Below are 13895 nucleotides of genomic sequence, written 5' to 3'. Positions count from 1 at the left end.
AGCAATCTTCTCTATGCCTCAGAAGTCGCGGCTTTGCCCCGGCGCGATCCAACGGCTAACCATCCAGATCAATTTAATCATGCTTGTAGGGCCGCCGCATTGCGGGCCGCGCTCATTCGTTGCTCGAACGTTTCGGTTTTTTCTCCCAGCTCAATGAGCGGCTTAAGTTCTTCATACCCCGCACGTGCAGCGACACGCGACGTGGTGCGACGGGATGACAACGGCGTGTGACCAGGCCGCATGCTTCCAGCCGCTTGAGCAACGGCGTCAGCGTCGCCGAATCAAGCCCAAGCACTTCGCCAAGCTCGCCCACCGTGCTTGGCGCTCGCTCCCATAGCGCGAGCATCGCCAGATATTGCGGGTAGGTCAGCCCCAGCGGATCGAGCAGCGGCCGGTAAAGCCGGGTCATCAGCCCGCTTGCCGAATAGAGCGCAAAGCAGAGCTGCTGATCAGGCCGCCGAATCCCGCCGGAAGCCGCCGGGAGGTCCTCGGGTCTGGTTGTGATCTCTAAGGGGGCATGCTGCCTTTGCCGGAAGTAGCACCGCCGAAAGCGCCACTTCGACATTGCCCCTGATGGCATTGGAGGGGGCACATCCGATGCGCCGCCGATACAAGCGATCTATGCGCGACATCCGCTGTCGGGCCGCGGCGCCGAGGACGATTCGATCCAAAGGGCGTACCAGCGCTCTATTCTTCGCTATCGGGGGTGGCGGCGCTGAGGGAAGCCAATCAGGCGGCAGCCTTCAGCCGACCACCCTGCTTGCCTATGACGCCGAGATTGAGGGCATATTTGATAGCCGGGATGAGGACGCCCTGAAAGCTGAAGGGATGGATCCCGCCGCCCTTGCCCACATGACTTGCAAAGGCCCTGTCATGGGCGTCGAACACCATCTCCTGCGTCTCGCGCGGATAGGCCCTGACGAACATCATGCGGCTGTGGCAGAGCCGGACATGGGCGACCTTCACGGTCACCGTCACGCCGTTGATCAGGACGATCTCGTGGCTCCAGTCGAACTGGTAGGCCTCGCCCGGCGCGAAGAACAGCGGCACATAGGCGTCCGCCGTCGCCGACCCCTGCGCCTTCGCCCAGCTCTTCGCGTAGCGGCGGACGGCGTCATAGCCACCCTCGTAGCCGAGACTGCAAAGCTCTTCGTAAATCCGGATCAGTGTCAGTTGCTCGCGCGCCGCCTTGCCACGGTTGCCATTCAAAAACCCGTCAAGCTGATCCTGCCACGGACCGATCTTCGGCTTGGGCTGCCGCTCGCGTTCGTAGGAGAACGATGTCTCATTGGATCTGAGAATCTTGCGGACGGTGTTCCGCGACACAGGCAGCTCGCGGCAAATCCGCTTGAGCGACCATCCCTGCACATGGAAGGCGCGCCGAACCCGGGCAATCGTATCCACCGACTTCATCCCCACACCATCCGCTCGCCACGACGAGCCGATGGTCGCAAATCAAAGCATCAGGGGGGGCAAAATTGGACGCCGATTCCCCGGCTTATGGGGTCAATTTTGCACGCCGATTCACAGCTAAAGTCTTCGACTGTCCCCCCCCATGCCGCTCAAGCCCTGCGAGCAGGCTCGCTCGGGCGTCAGCCATCAACTCAAATTGAACGGGACGACCTGTCTTCTGCTGAAACACTATCGCGCGAGTCCGAATTTCGGGACCTGCGACTAACGTGCCGATCCTAAGCTTCACAAGATCACAGCCACGCAGCTTGCTGTCGATGGCTAGATCAAAAAGTGCCCGATCACGCAGCCGAGGGGCACAGGGACACGGGAGACCCTTCCTGATGCTTAGCCAGTATGACGGATAAAGTCGCGTTGCCGTGAGCGCATCTCAGCGAGCAAGGCCGCTTCGTCAGTCATTCCGTCTTGGAACAATTGCAATAGCGTAGACGCGATTATCTCAGCGTCGCCCGAGCTTGCATCGTGGTTGCCGTCTGCGCATATCTCGTCGAACACTCGTTGGAGTAGCGCAAGATCATTCGGATAAAATGCGCTTGTGCCGACGTAGCGCTTAAACATCTCACCTCACGAGGCGAGAGTACGACACCCTCTCAATCGCCGGCTGCCTAACAGTTGGCTGGCGACTTCATGACTGTAGGCTAACGCACCGAATTAGCGAATCTATTCGCCAACGTTTCGCACGAACATCCCCTCCTCCTTAGCAGCAGCCCCGAAGGCCTTACGGGCCTCCTCCGGGGTCGCCCGATCCTCGACGGCGCGTCGATGTATAGTTGTGCAGCCTTCCGCCACTTAGGTCCCATCTTGGTCCACTTCAGGAGTTCCTCGGCGGCACCCTCGACATTGTTAGACCCGTAGGTCGGTCGGTCTTGACGTACACTGGAGGGGAGAACCAATGGGTTGCCACGACACCTCCTACTCAGGGGAGAGATACATCTTGGCCTCCTTTGCGGCAGCCTCAAAGGCCTTTCGCACCACCTGAGGGTCAATCGAATCGCCCTCCAGATCTGACAGGCACAGCGTCACCGCCTTATGCCAGCAGGGTCCTCTCCGGGTCCACGTTTTGAGCTGCTCAAGGGCTGCCCTCGCATTGTTGCAGCCATGCCTGACACCGGTTTCAGTCTTCACGAACACCGGAGGGACGAACCAATGGGTTGCCATGATACCTCCTACTCAGGGGAGAGATACACGTTGGCCTCCTTGGCAGCCGCCTCGAAGGCTTCACGGACCTCTTGGGGGGGAGGATTTGCCCTCGAGTGCATCGACGCAGGATTGGACAGCCTTGGTCCACCTCGGGCCCTTTGTGTCCCACGCCATGAGTTCCTCGGCGGCTCCCTCGACGTGGCTGACCCCATGGCGAATGCCTGGACGTTTCGTCTTCACGTAGATCGGTGGAGAGAACCAGAAGGGACCCATGAGGATGAACTTAGAGCGGCAAGAGGCTGCTGACCAACCCAGTTGCAGCCTCCGCTGATAAGGGAACAACGCAGGCCTTCGCGGGTTTAGAACTCGCAGCGGTCGATTCTTCGTGGATGCACCCGCTGTCGGGTCCGTCGCTTTTCTCACGGGCGGCGGGCCCTCGTGGCTAGAGACTGACTTTGCAATCGAATTTAGCTATTTGCCGTTGGGGGGAAGTAACGTCCCCTCCTCCTTAGCGGCAGCCAGGAATGCCTTACGGGCCTCCTCAGCTCCCATCTCGTCGAATATCACGGCCATGCAAACGCGCACCGCGAGGTCCCAGCAAGGCCCACGCTTGGTCCACTTCATCAGCTCCTCGCCGGCTTTCTCGGCGTTGTTGACGTTGCGGATGATCCCGGGACGCTCGGTCCTGACAGGGACCGGAGGGTTGAACCAGTGGAGAGCCATACGTCACTCTTTGTCGGCCCTATCAAGTTCCTCCAGCAAATACCTTTGCTCAGCCGGCAGCTCCCGTTCTACAGGCAGATTTAGCATGTTGCGAAGGTAATTGCGGATTACCTCTGAGGTGATCCACCGCCGCACAACTTCGGCAATAACCTTCTGTTTGGCTTTATCGATTTCAACCAGATTCGGGCCTACATCTTAAAAGGACCGAACTGCACCTCGAGCGGATTTGTTCCTTAAGGGGGCCAGAATGTTTGATACAAAAATCTGGGCGGGTGATCGGATAACTGGCTCGCGCGAGGCCCCCCGCGCGCGCCCTGCGTTTCCCACTGGCGAGGCCCTAACAATCCCCGTCAGAGAAGTTGGAACCGCCAAGCTGCTGCCGTTTCGTCCGCGACGCCATCCACCATTACATGACCGATGCCCCGCGAGCAGCGCTCGATCCGCGCCTCGACGCGGTACACATCACGCAAGAGCGCCGGCGTGACGACATCTTCCGGCGTGCCGCAGGCGAACATCCGGCCCTCGGCGATAACGATGCATTTGTCGGCGAACCGGAGGTGTAATCAAGAATTATCTTTTAGAGCAATTCCAATGTACCGCTTTGGGGGAGAGCATTTCGGGTGATGACGGCTCACGCAAACTATTCGCTGCGCGACGAAATTCGGGACTATTGGTCCGATCGCGCCGAGACCTTCGACCTGCAGGTCGGTCACGAGATTTTTTCCGAGCAGGAGCGCGCCGCATCGGATGCGCTCATAAGCAAACACCTCGGACCCGGCGCCGGACGGGTGGCGTTGGATCTCGCCTGTGGGACGGGCGTGATTTCGCATTAGATTCACGATCTGGGGTTTGTGCTGACGGGCCTCGACCTGCTCAGAAGCCATGCTCGCCAAGGCACGCGCCAAGGCACAAAACCGCGGCGCCGGTATACGCTTCATCATAGGGGACGCCGAGCGGACGCTCGAGGACAAGGCGAGCTACGATGTCATCGCCACTCGTCACCTGGTCTGGACGCTGGTGGAGCCGAAGGCCGCGTTTGCCGAATGGTTCGCTGCTGAAGCCCGGCGGCAAGCTGCTGGTCATCGACGGCGATTTTGTCAGCCGCAACTGGGCGACGAGTTTGCGGGAACTTTGGGAGAAGCTCACAACCGGCAAGTCGCGGGTCGTGGACAATGACCTCGCCTCCATGGCCAGACGCCACCAGAGCATTCTTGCCCGTGTCTATTTCTCGGGCGGCGCACGGGCGGAAGAGATAGGGCGCCTGCTGGCCGAAGCCGGGCTCGATCAGCCCGTCGTCGTCTGGAAACTGGTTGCGATCCATCGCGCCCAAGCTCAACAGATGAGTTGGCCCAAGGCGCTCGAACGCGCCACCCAGCACCGCTTCGCGATCTGCGCGACAAAGCCAAAGTAAACTCCTCGGCGCGCCGGCGTCGGTCGCTCTAGTCAGGGTGGAACTTTAGGGATTTCTAATAATTGCCTGTGACCATTAGGCACGCTCCCTCCACTGCCCGCTGCAGATCGGGCCGCAACCCGATCGGGCCCGCGCTCCCCGCCAGAGGCGCGGGCTTCTTGGTTGCCTCGCGCTTTGCTAGCGTGTGGTGAAAGCAGGCTTCGCTACTGAAGCGTGAACTGCGGGACGCGCAGTTGGCATCCTTCGGTCCGAGCGTGAACAGCCAGACCTTGCCTGCGACCTCCGCCGCAAGCGAGGTCGGGCTTGCAGCGCCCTGGGCCTGCGCAAGCGTCGGGAAACTCTCCAGCCGCCAGTCATTGGCCGTGTGAAGCATCTGCGCGGCGAGGACGACTTGCGGCACGCGTCGTTGCAGGATTTCAGGGACGAAGGAACTACGGAATGAGCACCCGCGGTACGAACTTCTTGCACAAAAGGCTGAGCACGGCCTGCCTGAGAGCCATCTGCCTGCACAAAAGGTAGCATTGTCTTAGCTCCAGATGAACGTGAGGAAGAAACCGGCAATAGCAATTGCCGAGATGACATTGGGCCACCATACGGCATCGTGGGCCGGTTTGGCTGGCTTGTACCTGTGCCCCGTGCGGGGCAGCAGGTCCGGATCGTAGCGCACGTGGCGCTTGGGGTCGTATTTGATTGGCCGTTTCATCGCGGGCCTTGACCACCAGCAAGCTTAAGAGGAGGCGCTGTGCTGGCTGATCAAAAACTTGCGCTCAAGGCAACGGAATAGCATCATTCGAACGAACACTGTTCGTCATGACGAGGAGGGAAGTGAATGCGGTCGGCGGCGCTTTCAAAGCTCTTCCGCAACAGATAGGCGGGTCATTCAGAGGGCCGCATAGTCAGTGGCAGTGGTAGTCGCCTGTCTTGTGGTTCTTGTGACAACCATTGCTGTCGGTGCCGCCGCTGTGTGCATAGGCGCTGGTCGCAAAAGCCAAGGTCAAAGCCGCCAATACGGCCAGAATTGCACATTTCATTTTAGCCCTCCCTCAATTAATCTGCACCAAAGTATCTTTGCAGGAGAGGTCCAAGCAACTTGCCGGAGGCGCGCTAGATCGGGGGCCGGCGCCAAGATCGAAGAGATCACGCCGAAGGTGAAGAGCTAGCCGGTCAGCTTAGTGAAGTCGTGGCGGCGCGCGCGAACATGTGCCAGCAAATTCGTTTCATTGACGACCCCGGATTGAAAGAGAGTCAGCGTCGTCGAGGCCAGAATCTGACCGTCTATCGAGGTGCTGTACCATTTAGCGTCGGCGGTTATTTGGTCGACCACCCGCTGGCAGATCGCCCGATCTTCAGGTCTCAGGAACTGGCTTTGCGGTGCTCGTAGCATCTCGACGCCTTTAAAAGGGGAGTTACTGTGCCTCCCACGCGACACCCATGCTGGTCGCAGACAATGGACCGTAAACGCATTCAGACGGAAAATTGCCATTCATTTGAGCGGTGCAAGCAAGGTCTTAGCGCTTCGCCCTAACGGGGACGGCCCAGCGGCTTGGTTGCGGGGGGACTGGCAGCTGGAGGCCGCTGGGCCTGACCAGCGAGCCTTCGGGGGTGCTCGCCTGGCTGGCGAATACATGCGCTCAGGCTAATAGAATCGAAACATGCGAACGACGTACGTGGTGGAAATTCCGCTGTGTAGAAGCCATAAGGTGCCCCGGAATGGGTCAATGCGTCTGGCACCGCACTTGCAAGGTCAGGTATGGGGGAATGGGGCGGAGGCCCGTCGCTTCGCAAATGTAGCGGCGGGTCTTCTGCATAGAGGTCCCGTACCAGCCTGCGCGCTGCCGTCCGTCTCGCTTTCCTCATCGATCGCCCGGACCGGCAGATAGGCGTTGGTTTCCAGCACGATCTGAATGCGGTCGGATCTACTGATTTTCATTTCAGCCGCGATGGAGTTGAGAGCGTCCTCCGTTGCGGGCGCCGGAGACGTTTCTAAGCATTAATGCGGCGCGGCGCAGGATGCCCTGCAGATCCGCGCGTGAGATGTCCGCGATGCGGTCGGCGGCGCTTTCAAGCTCTTCAGCGATAGATTGGCGGGGCATTCGACTAGCGCTGTTCAAGTTCGCTGACTCTAATCTCCAACGCTGCAATCTGCTGCGCCAACTCGCGGAGCAATTCCTGCTGACTATTATGGTTCTCGACCTCTCTGTCGTTAATGTAGTTGACACAGGCGGCCAAGCGCTCGCTGACGCCATTGAAATGGTCAGCTAAATCGCGCGCGATTCTGCTCGCACCTTGCATGCATGTGCTCTTGTCAAAGAGGCTGCTTCCTGCCGGAACTGCGGACAGAACCAGAATTGCCAAAGAGAATATCACCCGACTGCGCATCCCAAATCTCCCGCCTTCATTTCGCGCGAGACTTTCCCTTCCGAAAGAAAAACGCAAGCTCCGCCCGCCGGTGACCTAAGGGTTTAGTCCCGGCATTTGATGGAGAGGATCGAGCCTGAATCGTTTTGGCTCTTTTGTCCAGATTTTGCAGATGAATTCGTATGGTGTGAGTCCCTTCAGGGTCTTTAGCCTGCGTCCGAAGTTGTAGGCGCTGACGAAGTCTGCGAGATGGGCTTCGAGCTGCTGGTGACTGTCCTAGTGGAAGCGTCTGACGGTGGCTTCCTTGATGGTTCGGTTCATCCTTTCGACCTGTCCGTTGGTCCAGGGATGCTTCACCTTGGTCGTGCGATGCTCGATGCCGCTGTCCCGGCAGGTGCGCCCGAAGATGTGCTCCATGGCGGTGCGGTCCTGCTCGCGGTTTTTGAACTGGATACCGTTGTCGGTGAGGATCGTGTGGATTTTGTAGGGAACCGCCGGGGTGAGATGGCGCAGGAACTCGGCCGCGATCATTTTTGTGGCCCGCTTGTGCAGCTCGACATAGGCGAACTTGCTGGTCCGATCGATGGCCACGAAGAGGTACAGCTTGCCTTCGGCCGTCTGCACCTCGGCGATGTCGACGTGGAAATAGCCGATCGGATAGGTCTTGAACTTGATCTTGGCCGGCTTGTCGCCTTCGACTTCCGGCAGGCGACTGATCCCATGTCGCTGCAGGCAGCGATGCAGGGATGAACGCGTCAGGGTCGGAATCGTTGGCTGCAGTGCGTAGAGGCAATCATCGAGCGGCAGCAAGGTGTGCCGCCGGAAGGCGACGATCATTGCCTCTTCCTCGATCGTAAGCACCGTCGAGGAGGGGTTCCTCGGCCCCGTCGGCACATCGGCGACCGACGTCCGCCCCTTCCACTTGATGACCGTCTTCTGGTTGATCCCGTAGCGCTTCGCCAGCGCTCTCAGGCTCTCTTGACTATTTTGATTGCTCGACGGACTGCCTCTGTCGTCGTGGCGCTGCCGTGAAGAACCTGGCCCATAGTGCCTCCTTCGATTCGGAAGAAAAGAATGCACCATCAAAGCTCGGGATCAAACACTTAGGCCACCTTAAAGGCGACCACCCGCTGCCGGCCCTCTCCCGGGCTTTCAAGGGGGTGAGGCATGGTCAGCATCGTAGCTATACGCCCACTCGCATTTCCGGCAATTCCCGCTTCTTGAAATGGCAAAAGGACTTCGCTCCTTTCGACAAACCTGTGCTTCGCTACAAAGTATCGCGCATAGGCGAAGCGCGTCATGGATCGCGGTGTGCACGTTGCGGCTAGCAGCAGCGTCGCCGACCCCATCAGGGCCAGCAGCTTCAAATGGCTGCATGAACAGGCACCCAACCAATGCGCCAGAACAACGAATTGCCTCTTTCAACGGGAGCCATCCACAGAACACATCGCCAGTGAGCACGCTATAGGTCGCGGTTGCCAACGGCCTTATGGCTCGCATTGCTTGATTGGACCAGACGCCAACAGGTTGCCGGACCCTTCAAGCGCCATGCCTGATCTGACCGAACCCGCAAGTGTCAGGATGCTGTGAGCCAATCGCGGAGAGTGGTGGCACTTGCCGTAAGCTTCCTCTTCTGAATGAGAGTACACGCTGCTGACATGACCGGCGATGCAGTGTCAGAAACCCGCAAACTCGGCTGCCTTCCTTCTGAAGGCGGCCGGCGCCTCTGGGGGCGTGGGGTAAGAACGCTTGGCGGCGCCGGCCTGGCGGGTTGGGGTCCGCCACGTGAATAGTAGCGAGCTTGGCGTTTCAGGTAATTCCGCGATCGCGGAAGACGCGTCTACGCGTCCCCATCCGTTTTCGTCGATCTCCCGCCTTGGCAGCTAGGCGTTAGTTTCCAGCCACTCGCGCAGCACGATCGTAATGAGACCCGATCCGCCGATTTCCATTTCGGCCGCTATGCACTGCAAAGCGCCGCCCCCCGCAGGGGCGCGCTTGACGATAGCAGGACGAAGTGACTGGCGTTGATTCAATAACCGCGCGGTTTGGCCTTCGGCTCTGGCGAGCTTTCCGACGGGTTTGCAGCCAATTTTGCAGATCGTCGATCTTTTACCCACAGCGACTTTCTTCTTGCCAGTAAATCGTGGCGATCGCCTTCAGCGGTCGCTCGGCTATGCGTCGCAGCAATGGCATAGTCGGCTCTGTTGGTTCGATAGTCCTCTTCTTTTTGCACAGTCATCGTTTGCTCCCAGTTCGTGGCCCCTCTTTTGCCCTACCGGGGAAATTAACTGCCGGTGCATTCCGCGAGTCAATCGATTAAATAATGCACTCTGCAGTCGCGCCTACATCTCATTGTTTTCGATGATGCCGGCTAGCCGTCGGGCAGTTTGGGCGCGGGCGAAGGGGGACGTCTTGAGCCTCGCGCAGGCCCTACCATTCTCGCGTGGAATGGCTCTGGCTCGGCTTCGCGGTGGCTGCGGCGAGCACGTCGGCCGTGCATCGTGAGGCAGTTATTGGCGATGCGGCAATGGCGAATTAGTCATGGCAATGGCTGTGACCGGAAGCGCTCGCTTATGCGCTGTGCTGGAATGCACATGAAGTATGCGCGTGCGCGCCGCTTCGTCGATCTCTCGGCCTTCGAGGAAGTCGTCGATCTGATCGTACGAGACACCATATGCATCTTCGTCCGGCCGAAGCGGAACGAGGTTCTCCAGATCGGCGGTCGGGATCTTGTCAACAAGTTCACACGGAGCGCCCAGATGCGCTGCCAAAGCGCGAACCCTGCGCTTGTTCAACCCGGAAAGCGGAAGAATGTCGGCGGCACCATCGCCGAACTTGGTGAAGAAGCCCATCAATGCCTCAGCCGCATGGTCGGTGCCGATGACCAGCCCTCGGGTGGCGCCCGCGAGCGCGAACTGGGCGATCATGCGCTGACGCGCCTTAATGTTGCCAAGCAAGAAATCCTCGCGGCCGGCATCGCCGAGCTCGACACTGGCCAGCTTGATCGAATCCAGCATCGCGTCGGCAGCCGGCTTGATGTCGACCCGGTGCACTTCATCCGCTCCTATGGTGTCCAAAGCTCGCTGGGCGTCCTTCTCGTCCGCCTGAGTGCCGTACGGGAGACGAACCGCCACGAATCTTGCCTCGTATCCCGCCTTTCGCAGTTCCTCGACGGCCCGTTGAGCCAGAAGGGCCGCGGCGAGTGAATCCACTCCGCCGCTGATCCCCAGCACATACGCACTGAGGCCCGATGCACGAAGATAGGTGACGAGAAAGTCCACGCGCCGGCGCGCTTCCAGCGCGACATCGAAACTCGGAGTGACGCCCAACCCGTCGATGATCATTTCCTGTTCCGTCATGCGCAGTGGTGCTCCTGATGTCACAACATTCCGTCCAGCCGCGCGGCCAGGAGGTCGGCGGTGGTCACCGTCTCGACCTGCATGCCGTAGCGGCTCTCATAGATCGCGAGCATGGCATCGTGGGTCGAGTCAGCTCCGGAACATACCGCATCAGCCACGATGACCACCCGGTAGCCGAGATCGATCGCCCCCATCACAGTGGCGAGCACGCAAACCTCCGTCTCCGCGCCTGACACGATGAGTGAATCAATGCCCGCAGACCGCAGGCGAGCATGCAGTGACCCGTGCCAAGCGGACATGACGGGTTTGTCCTCCAGCAAAGCGGGCGGCACGAACCGCGCCAGTTCCGGAACAAGATCAATCAGCTGAGGATCGAGCCGATCGCGGGTCATCGTCCCCCACTTGTGATAGTACCGCCGCCAGGCGCCGACTGCGTCGTCGGGAGATTGAGGGGGAATAAACCGGGTGAAGATCGTCCGCGCCGGATCAAGTTCGACGAGGGCGACGACATTGGGCAATACACGCTCCATCCACGGCGTGTGCCATTCAGTCGCCTCGGCAAACATCCGTTGCATGTCGACGCAGAGGTGAACCCAGCGCTCACGAAGCGGTCCAAACCGCAGGGCTTGGTCCAATTTCGTCAAGGCCCGACCGCCTCCCTGACAATGCTCTGCGCCTCGGACTTGTCCTGATGACCCACGATCTTCGCTTCCTTGCCTTCGGCGACTTGGCAGCCGACGAAGTAGTCCTCGATATTCTTGAGCTTGTTCAGTGGCATGTAGGCGAACTCATATGGTGGATGATCCTGGTGCAGCAGGAGCGGTGCCGCCAGTAGGCGGTTGTTGCGTTTGGCGGTTCCCCGCTCGACACATCCGCCGCGATTCCTCCGAGGACGCGGCACCGCAGCAGTGAGCCCATCGGAAGATTGGGATCCGTAAGCAGCGACATTTTTCATTGGATCACCTTCGTCAGCTTGCGTCGAACCGAGAAGCCGAACGAAAAAGGCAACGCGAAACCCAAAGTGAGCAGTTTCTTGGCTCGCAACATTCTGGTCTCAGCATCGTGGGCGTTCTGCGTCCGGCCTTCTTGGGGCGTCTCAACCGCAAAGCTGTAGCCGCCGGCCGCGTAGAGAGAGATATTGTCGATTGACTCGTTCATTTCGGGATAATCCGGTTCGACCATCCGTGTTCCTCGTGGTTCAATTGAGTTCGATCCAGGCCGGCGCATGGTCGCTTGGCTTCTCCCACCCGCGAAGCTCGACATCCACGCCGGCATTACGCAGCCGGTCGGAAAGAGAGGGGCTCACCAGGAGATGGTCCATGCGCAGGCCGGAACTCCGATCGAAGCCGCCCCGGTAGGAGAAATTCCAATAGGTGTAGATGCCCTTCTCCGGATGGATGCGCCGGACGGCATCGATCCAGCCACCTTTGAGCATTTTGGCATAGGCCTGCCGGCTCCCCGGGAAATAGACCGCATCGCCCAGCCATCGCCTCGGCACCACGGCGTCGATTGGGGTTGGAACAACATTATAGTCGCCGCAGAGAACGCTTGGTGCCCCGTCGTCGAGCAAATGCTGGCCGTAGCTGATGAGACGATCGAACCAGCGCAGCTTGTAGTCGAACTTTGGGCCAGGCGCTGGATTGCCATTGGGCAGGTAGAGGCAGCCTACGACTATCCCATCTACCTCGGCCTCGATATAGCGGCTGTGGGTATCGTCTGGATCGCCCGGTAGGCCGCGTCGACGTTCCACCGGCTCGATTCGGCGAGCGAGGATTGCCACACCGTTATAGGATTTCTGGCCGTGCCAGATGGCGCCGTAACCCGCCTCTCTGATCGCATCGACAGGGAACTTGTCGTCCGACGTCTTCAATTCCTGCAGGCAAATGATGTCGTAGTCGGTTCAGGAGCACAGGCGGCCGGCCGTTGACGCCGTTCACATTGAAGGTGGCGATGCGGGTCATGTGCATGCCCCCTCATGAGATACTGGCGGCAACCGGCGCGCAGGGGGGCGTGGCCTATCCCGTTGCGCTGAACCCCCAGCTCTTGGTATCGCCAACTTCGCCGGCATCCTGTGCGGCCGAGGTTCACTTCTTGCCCAGCTCGTCTTCGACCTTCTTGCGACTGTTGCCGAGCGACTTCACTGCCGATTTGACGTCAGCTTTGCTGGCGCCGGTTTTGCCCGCCTCGTACTTCATTTCATGATCCTGCCCACCAGCGACCCTGGCACGGTCCTGATTGCGTCCACGTGTTGTTCCAGTGCTTGCCATTTCTTCCTCCGAGGATTGCCGTTCCAGTCCCAACAACGCAGCCGGACTCTTCCGGTTCAATCCTTCGACGCGCGGGCCATGGAACCGAATCCAGGCCGGGTTTGTTGAATCAGCCCATGTATTCGAGGCCCTCAGTCGACCAGGCGCTCACCGACGACGCCCCCGAGCTCGCCGCCAGCCTGCACGACTTGGCCGACCAGCTGCACCCCCTGCCCGCCAGCCTGAGCGACCGCATCGCGCGGCGCAGGCCACCGACCTCGGCCGGGTCGCCAGGGATACCTGGCGCGGCGCCGCCACCGGCGACGCGACAATCCCCGCTGCCTGGCTGGCGCCCTGGTCACCGATGCATCCGGCATCGGCGACGTGCGCGACCTGATCCACGAAGGCTGCGCCTATGTCGACGGCGCTGCCTATGACCCGGTCATCCTCGGCCTCGCCGCCGTCGGGCTCACCATCGCGGTCGTCACGGTGACCATCCTCGGCGCCACCACGCCGGCACGCGTCGGGGCCACGGTTCTCAAGGCCGCCAGCAAGGGCGGCCGGCTGTCGAAGCCGCTGCGTGGCGAATTGGTGCGGCTCGCCGGCGACGCCGTCGATGGCGAGGCGCTGCGCGCCACGGTGACTCTCGCCAGGGCCGGCGATCTCGCCGCCGCCTGCGCCACGCTTGGGGGCGTGCTGCGCCCTGCCCCGTTGGCCACCCTGCGCACAGCCGCCGCCGACCTCCTCGGCATCGTCGCCAAGGCGCAAGGCTACCGCGCCACGGCGGATGTTCTGAAGCTGTGGACATCCGCGGCGGACATGGGCCGGTTCACGCGCCTGTCGGCGCGGTTCGGCAGGGGTTCCGGGGCCTCCTCGCCGTGCTCGGCGCCTCGGCGCTGACGCTCGCCGGCCTGACCGTCACGCTCACCAGTTAGCTGGCAGGCCTCGGCCGTGCTGTGGGCCCTGCTCTACTTCAGCTGGCGGCTCCTGCGCCGGCTGGGGCGGTGAGCTACCCCGTGGGGGCTGTCTGCCTGGCTGTCTGCCCCCACACCCCCGAGGATATTGTAGGACGGTTAGGATCCTGTAGTTGTGTGCGTCAAGTTCTGCAAAAATGGCGTGGCAGTAGCTGTGACGTCGGCGTGTCCGCCGCGCAGCCCCCGTGTTTAGCGGAGCGGCGGACACACGGCG

General features: G+C 60.6%; 14 protein-coding genes and 8 pseudogenes. 3 read left to right on the top strand and 19 right to left on the bottom strand.

Annotated features, from left to right (window positions below; genetic code table 11):
- Nucleotides 1-193: 193 nt before the first annotated feature.
- Nucleotides 194-565, bottom strand: a pseudogene (locus NKH37_RS07495) (MarR family winged helix-turn-helix transcriptional regulator); the annotation flags it as partial.
- A 13-nt stretch (nucleotides 566-578) separates the two neighbouring features.
- Here NKH37_RS07495 and NKH37_RS07490 point away from each other — a divergent pair.
- Nucleotides 579-858: pseudogene (locus tag NKH37_RS07490) on the top strand (RES domain-containing protein); the annotation flags it as partial.
- Here NKH37_RS07490 and istA read toward each other — a convergent pair.
- The 4 genes and pseudogenes from istA to NKH37_RS07460 form a co-directional block, all read right to left on the bottom strand.
- A pseudogene (gene istA / locus NKH37_RS07485) lies at nucleotides 859-1413 on the bottom strand (IS21 family transposase); the annotation flags it as partial.
- Nucleotides 1414-2382: 969 nt separating this feature from the next.
- Nucleotides 2383-2628: a DUF982 domain-containing protein gene (locus tag NKH37_RS07470; protein ID WP_352496211.1), complete on the bottom strand. Its 246-nt coding sequence runs from the start codon at nucleotides 2626-2628 to the stop codon at nucleotides 2383-2385.
- Between the two features lie 453 nt (nucleotides 2629-3081).
- Nucleotides 3082-3333, bottom strand: coding sequence for a DUF982 domain-containing protein (locus NKH37_RS07465; protein WP_023722169.1), 252 nt, complete (start codon nucleotides 3331-3333; stop codon nucleotides 3082-3084).
- 350 nt (nucleotides 3334-3683) lie between these two features.
- A pseudogene (locus NKH37_RS07460) lies at nucleotides 3684-3890 on the bottom strand (hypothetical protein); the annotation flags it as partial.
- 66 nt (nucleotides 3891-3956) lie between these two features.
- On the opposite strand from NKH37_RS07460, the pseudogene NKH37_RS07455 reads away from it, so the two are divergent.
- Nucleotides 3957-4744 (top strand): annotated as a pseudogene (locus NKH37_RS07455) (class I SAM-dependent methyltransferase).
- A gap of 55 nt (nucleotides 4745-4799) precedes the next feature.
- Here the strand turns inward: NKH37_RS07455 and NKH37_RS07450 are convergent.
- The 14 genes and pseudogenes from NKH37_RS07450 to NKH37_RS07385 form a co-directional block, all read right to left on the bottom strand.
- Nucleotides 4800-5144: a hypothetical protein gene (locus NKH37_RS07450; RefSeq protein WP_023722173.1), complete on the bottom strand. Its 345-nt coding sequence runs from the start codon at nucleotides 5142-5144 to the stop codon at nucleotides 4800-4802.
- A 126-nt stretch (nucleotides 5145-5270) separates the two neighbouring features.
- Nucleotides 5271-5447 carry a hypothetical protein gene (locus NKH37_RS07445; protein WP_023722174.1) on the bottom strand — a complete coding sequence of 59 codons (177 nt, stop codon included), beginning with the start codon at nucleotides 5445-5447 and terminating at the stop codon, nucleotides 5271-5273.
- Between the two features lie 193 nt (nucleotides 5448-5640).
- Nucleotides 5641-5775, bottom strand: coding sequence for a YHYH domain-containing protein (locus NKH37_RS07440; protein ID WP_156948257.1), 135 nt, complete (start codon nucleotides 5773-5775; stop codon nucleotides 5641-5643).
- 125 nt (nucleotides 5776-5900) lie between these two features.
- Nucleotides 5901-6128, bottom strand: a complete 228-nt coding sequence (locus NKH37_RS07435) for a hypothetical protein (RefSeq protein WP_023722175.1) — start codon at nucleotides 6126-6128, stop codon at nucleotides 5901-5903.
- A 444-nt stretch (nucleotides 6129-6572) separates the two neighbouring features.
- Nucleotides 6573-6837 (bottom strand): annotated as a pseudogene (locus tag NKH37_RS07430) (hypothetical protein); the annotation flags it as partial.
- A 4-nt stretch (nucleotides 6838-6841) separates the two neighbouring features.
- Entirely contained in the window at nucleotides 6842-7123 is a 282-nt protein-coding gene (cutA, locus tag NKH37_RS07425) for a divalent-cation tolerance protein CutA (RefSeq protein ID WP_023722176.1), read from the bottom strand.
- 75 nt (nucleotides 7124-7198) lie between these two features.
- A pseudogene (locus NKH37_RS07420) lies at nucleotides 7199-8148 on the bottom strand (IS481 family transposase).
- 983 nt (nucleotides 8149-9131) lie between these two features.
- Nucleotides 9132-9341, bottom strand: coding sequence for a hypothetical protein (locus NKH37_RS07415; protein ID WP_084643038.1), 210 nt, complete (start codon nucleotides 9339-9341; stop codon nucleotides 9132-9134).
- A 271-nt stretch (nucleotides 9342-9612) separates the two neighbouring features.
- On the bottom strand, nucleotides 9613-10461 hold the full coding sequence (nadE, locus tag NKH37_RS07410; protein ID WP_352548619.1) for an NAD(+) synthase: 849 nt from the start codon (nucleotides 10459-10461) through the stop codon (nucleotides 9613-9615).
- A 20-nt stretch (nucleotides 10462-10481) separates the two neighbouring features.
- Nucleotides 10482-11105, bottom strand: a complete 624-nt coding sequence (locus NKH37_RS07405; protein ID WP_023722180.1) for a cysteine hydrolase family protein — start codon at nucleotides 11103-11105, stop codon at nucleotides 10482-10484.
- On the bottom strand, nucleotides 11102-11416 hold the full coding sequence (locus tag NKH37_RS07400) for a hypothetical protein (RefSeq protein WP_352496216.1): 315 nt from the start codon (nucleotides 11414-11416) through the stop codon (nucleotides 11102-11104). Before NKH37_RS07400 ends, NKH37_RS07405 begins: the two co-directional genes overlap by 4 nt.
- Nucleotides 11413-11643, bottom strand: coding sequence for a hypothetical protein (locus NKH37_RS07395; RefSeq protein WP_023722182.1), 231 nt, complete (start codon nucleotides 11641-11643; stop codon nucleotides 11413-11415). Before NKH37_RS07395 ends, NKH37_RS07400 begins: the two co-directional genes overlap by 4 nt.
- Before the next feature lie 16 nt (nucleotides 11644-11659).
- A pseudogene (gene xth, locus NKH37_RS07390) lies at nucleotides 11660-12422 on the bottom strand (exodeoxyribonuclease III).
- Nucleotides 12423-12545: 123 nt separating this feature from the next.
- Nucleotides 12546-12728, bottom strand: coding sequence for a DUF3606 domain-containing protein (locus NKH37_RS07385; protein WP_031195005.1), 183 nt, complete (start codon nucleotides 12726-12728; stop codon nucleotides 12546-12548).
- Between the two features lie 363 nt (nucleotides 12729-13091).
- Here NKH37_RS07385 and NKH37_RS07380 point away from each other — a divergent pair, with 363 nt between their 5' ends.
- Nucleotides 13092-13607, top strand: coding sequence for a hypothetical protein (locus NKH37_RS07380; protein ID WP_353040883.1), 516 nt, complete (start codon nucleotides 13092-13094; stop codon nucleotides 13605-13607).
- The last annotated feature ends 288 nt before the right edge of the window (nucleotides 13608-13895 follow it).

It is taken from the genome of Mesorhizobium sp. M1217, assembly GCF_040318275.1.
Classification (GTDB): domain Bacteria; phylum Pseudomonadota; class Alphaproteobacteria; order Rhizobiales; family Rhizobiaceae; genus Mesorhizobium.
Note: the sequence above shows the minus strand (reverse complement) of the source record. Positions and strands in the feature narration are given on the sequence as shown.

Bases quoted from the DNA above. Each gene is read 5' to 3' on its own strand.
- NKH37_RS07470 (WP_352496211.1), bottom strand. From the start codon at position 2,628: ATGGCAACCCATTGGTTCGTCCCTCCGGTGTTCGTGAAGACTGAAACC.
- NKH37_RS07465 (WP_023722169.1), bottom strand. From the start codon at position 3,333: ATGGCTCTCCACTGGTTCAACCCTCCGGTCCCTGTCAGGACCGAGCGT.
- NKH37_RS07445 (WP_023722174.1), bottom strand. From the start codon at position 5,447: ATGAAACGGCCAATCAAATACGACCCCAAGCGCCACGTGCGCTACGAT.
- NKH37_RS07440 (WP_156948257.1), bottom strand. From the start codon at position 5,775: ATGAAATGTGCAATTCTGGCCGTATTGGCGGCTTTGACCTTGGCTTTT.
- NKH37_RS07435 (WP_023722175.1), bottom strand. From the start codon at position 6,128: ATGCTACGAGCACCGCAAAGCCAGTTCCTGAGACCTGAAGATCGGGCG.
- cutA (WP_023722176.1), bottom strand. From the start codon at position 7,123: ATGCGCAGTCGGGTGATATTCTCTTTGGCAATTCTGGTTCTGTCCGCA.
- NKH37_RS07415 (WP_084643038.1), bottom strand. From the start codon at position 9,341: ATGACTGTGCAAAAAGAAGAGGACTATCGAACCAACAGAGCCGACTAT.
- nadE (WP_352548619.1), bottom strand. From the start codon at position 10,461: ATGACGGAACAGGAAATGATCATCGACGGGTTGGGCGTCACTCCGAGT.
- NKH37_RS07400 (WP_352496216.1), bottom strand. From the start codon at position 11,416: ATGAAAAATGTCGCTGCTTACGGATCCCAATCTTCCGATGGGCTCACT.
- NKH37_RS07395 (WP_023722182.1), bottom strand. From the start codon at position 11,643: ATGGTCGAACCGGATTATCCCGAAATGAACGAGTCAATCGACAATATC.
- NKH37_RS07385 (WP_031195005.1), bottom strand. From the start codon at position 12,728: ATGGCAAGCACTGGAACAACACGTGGACGCAATCAGGACCGTGCCAGG.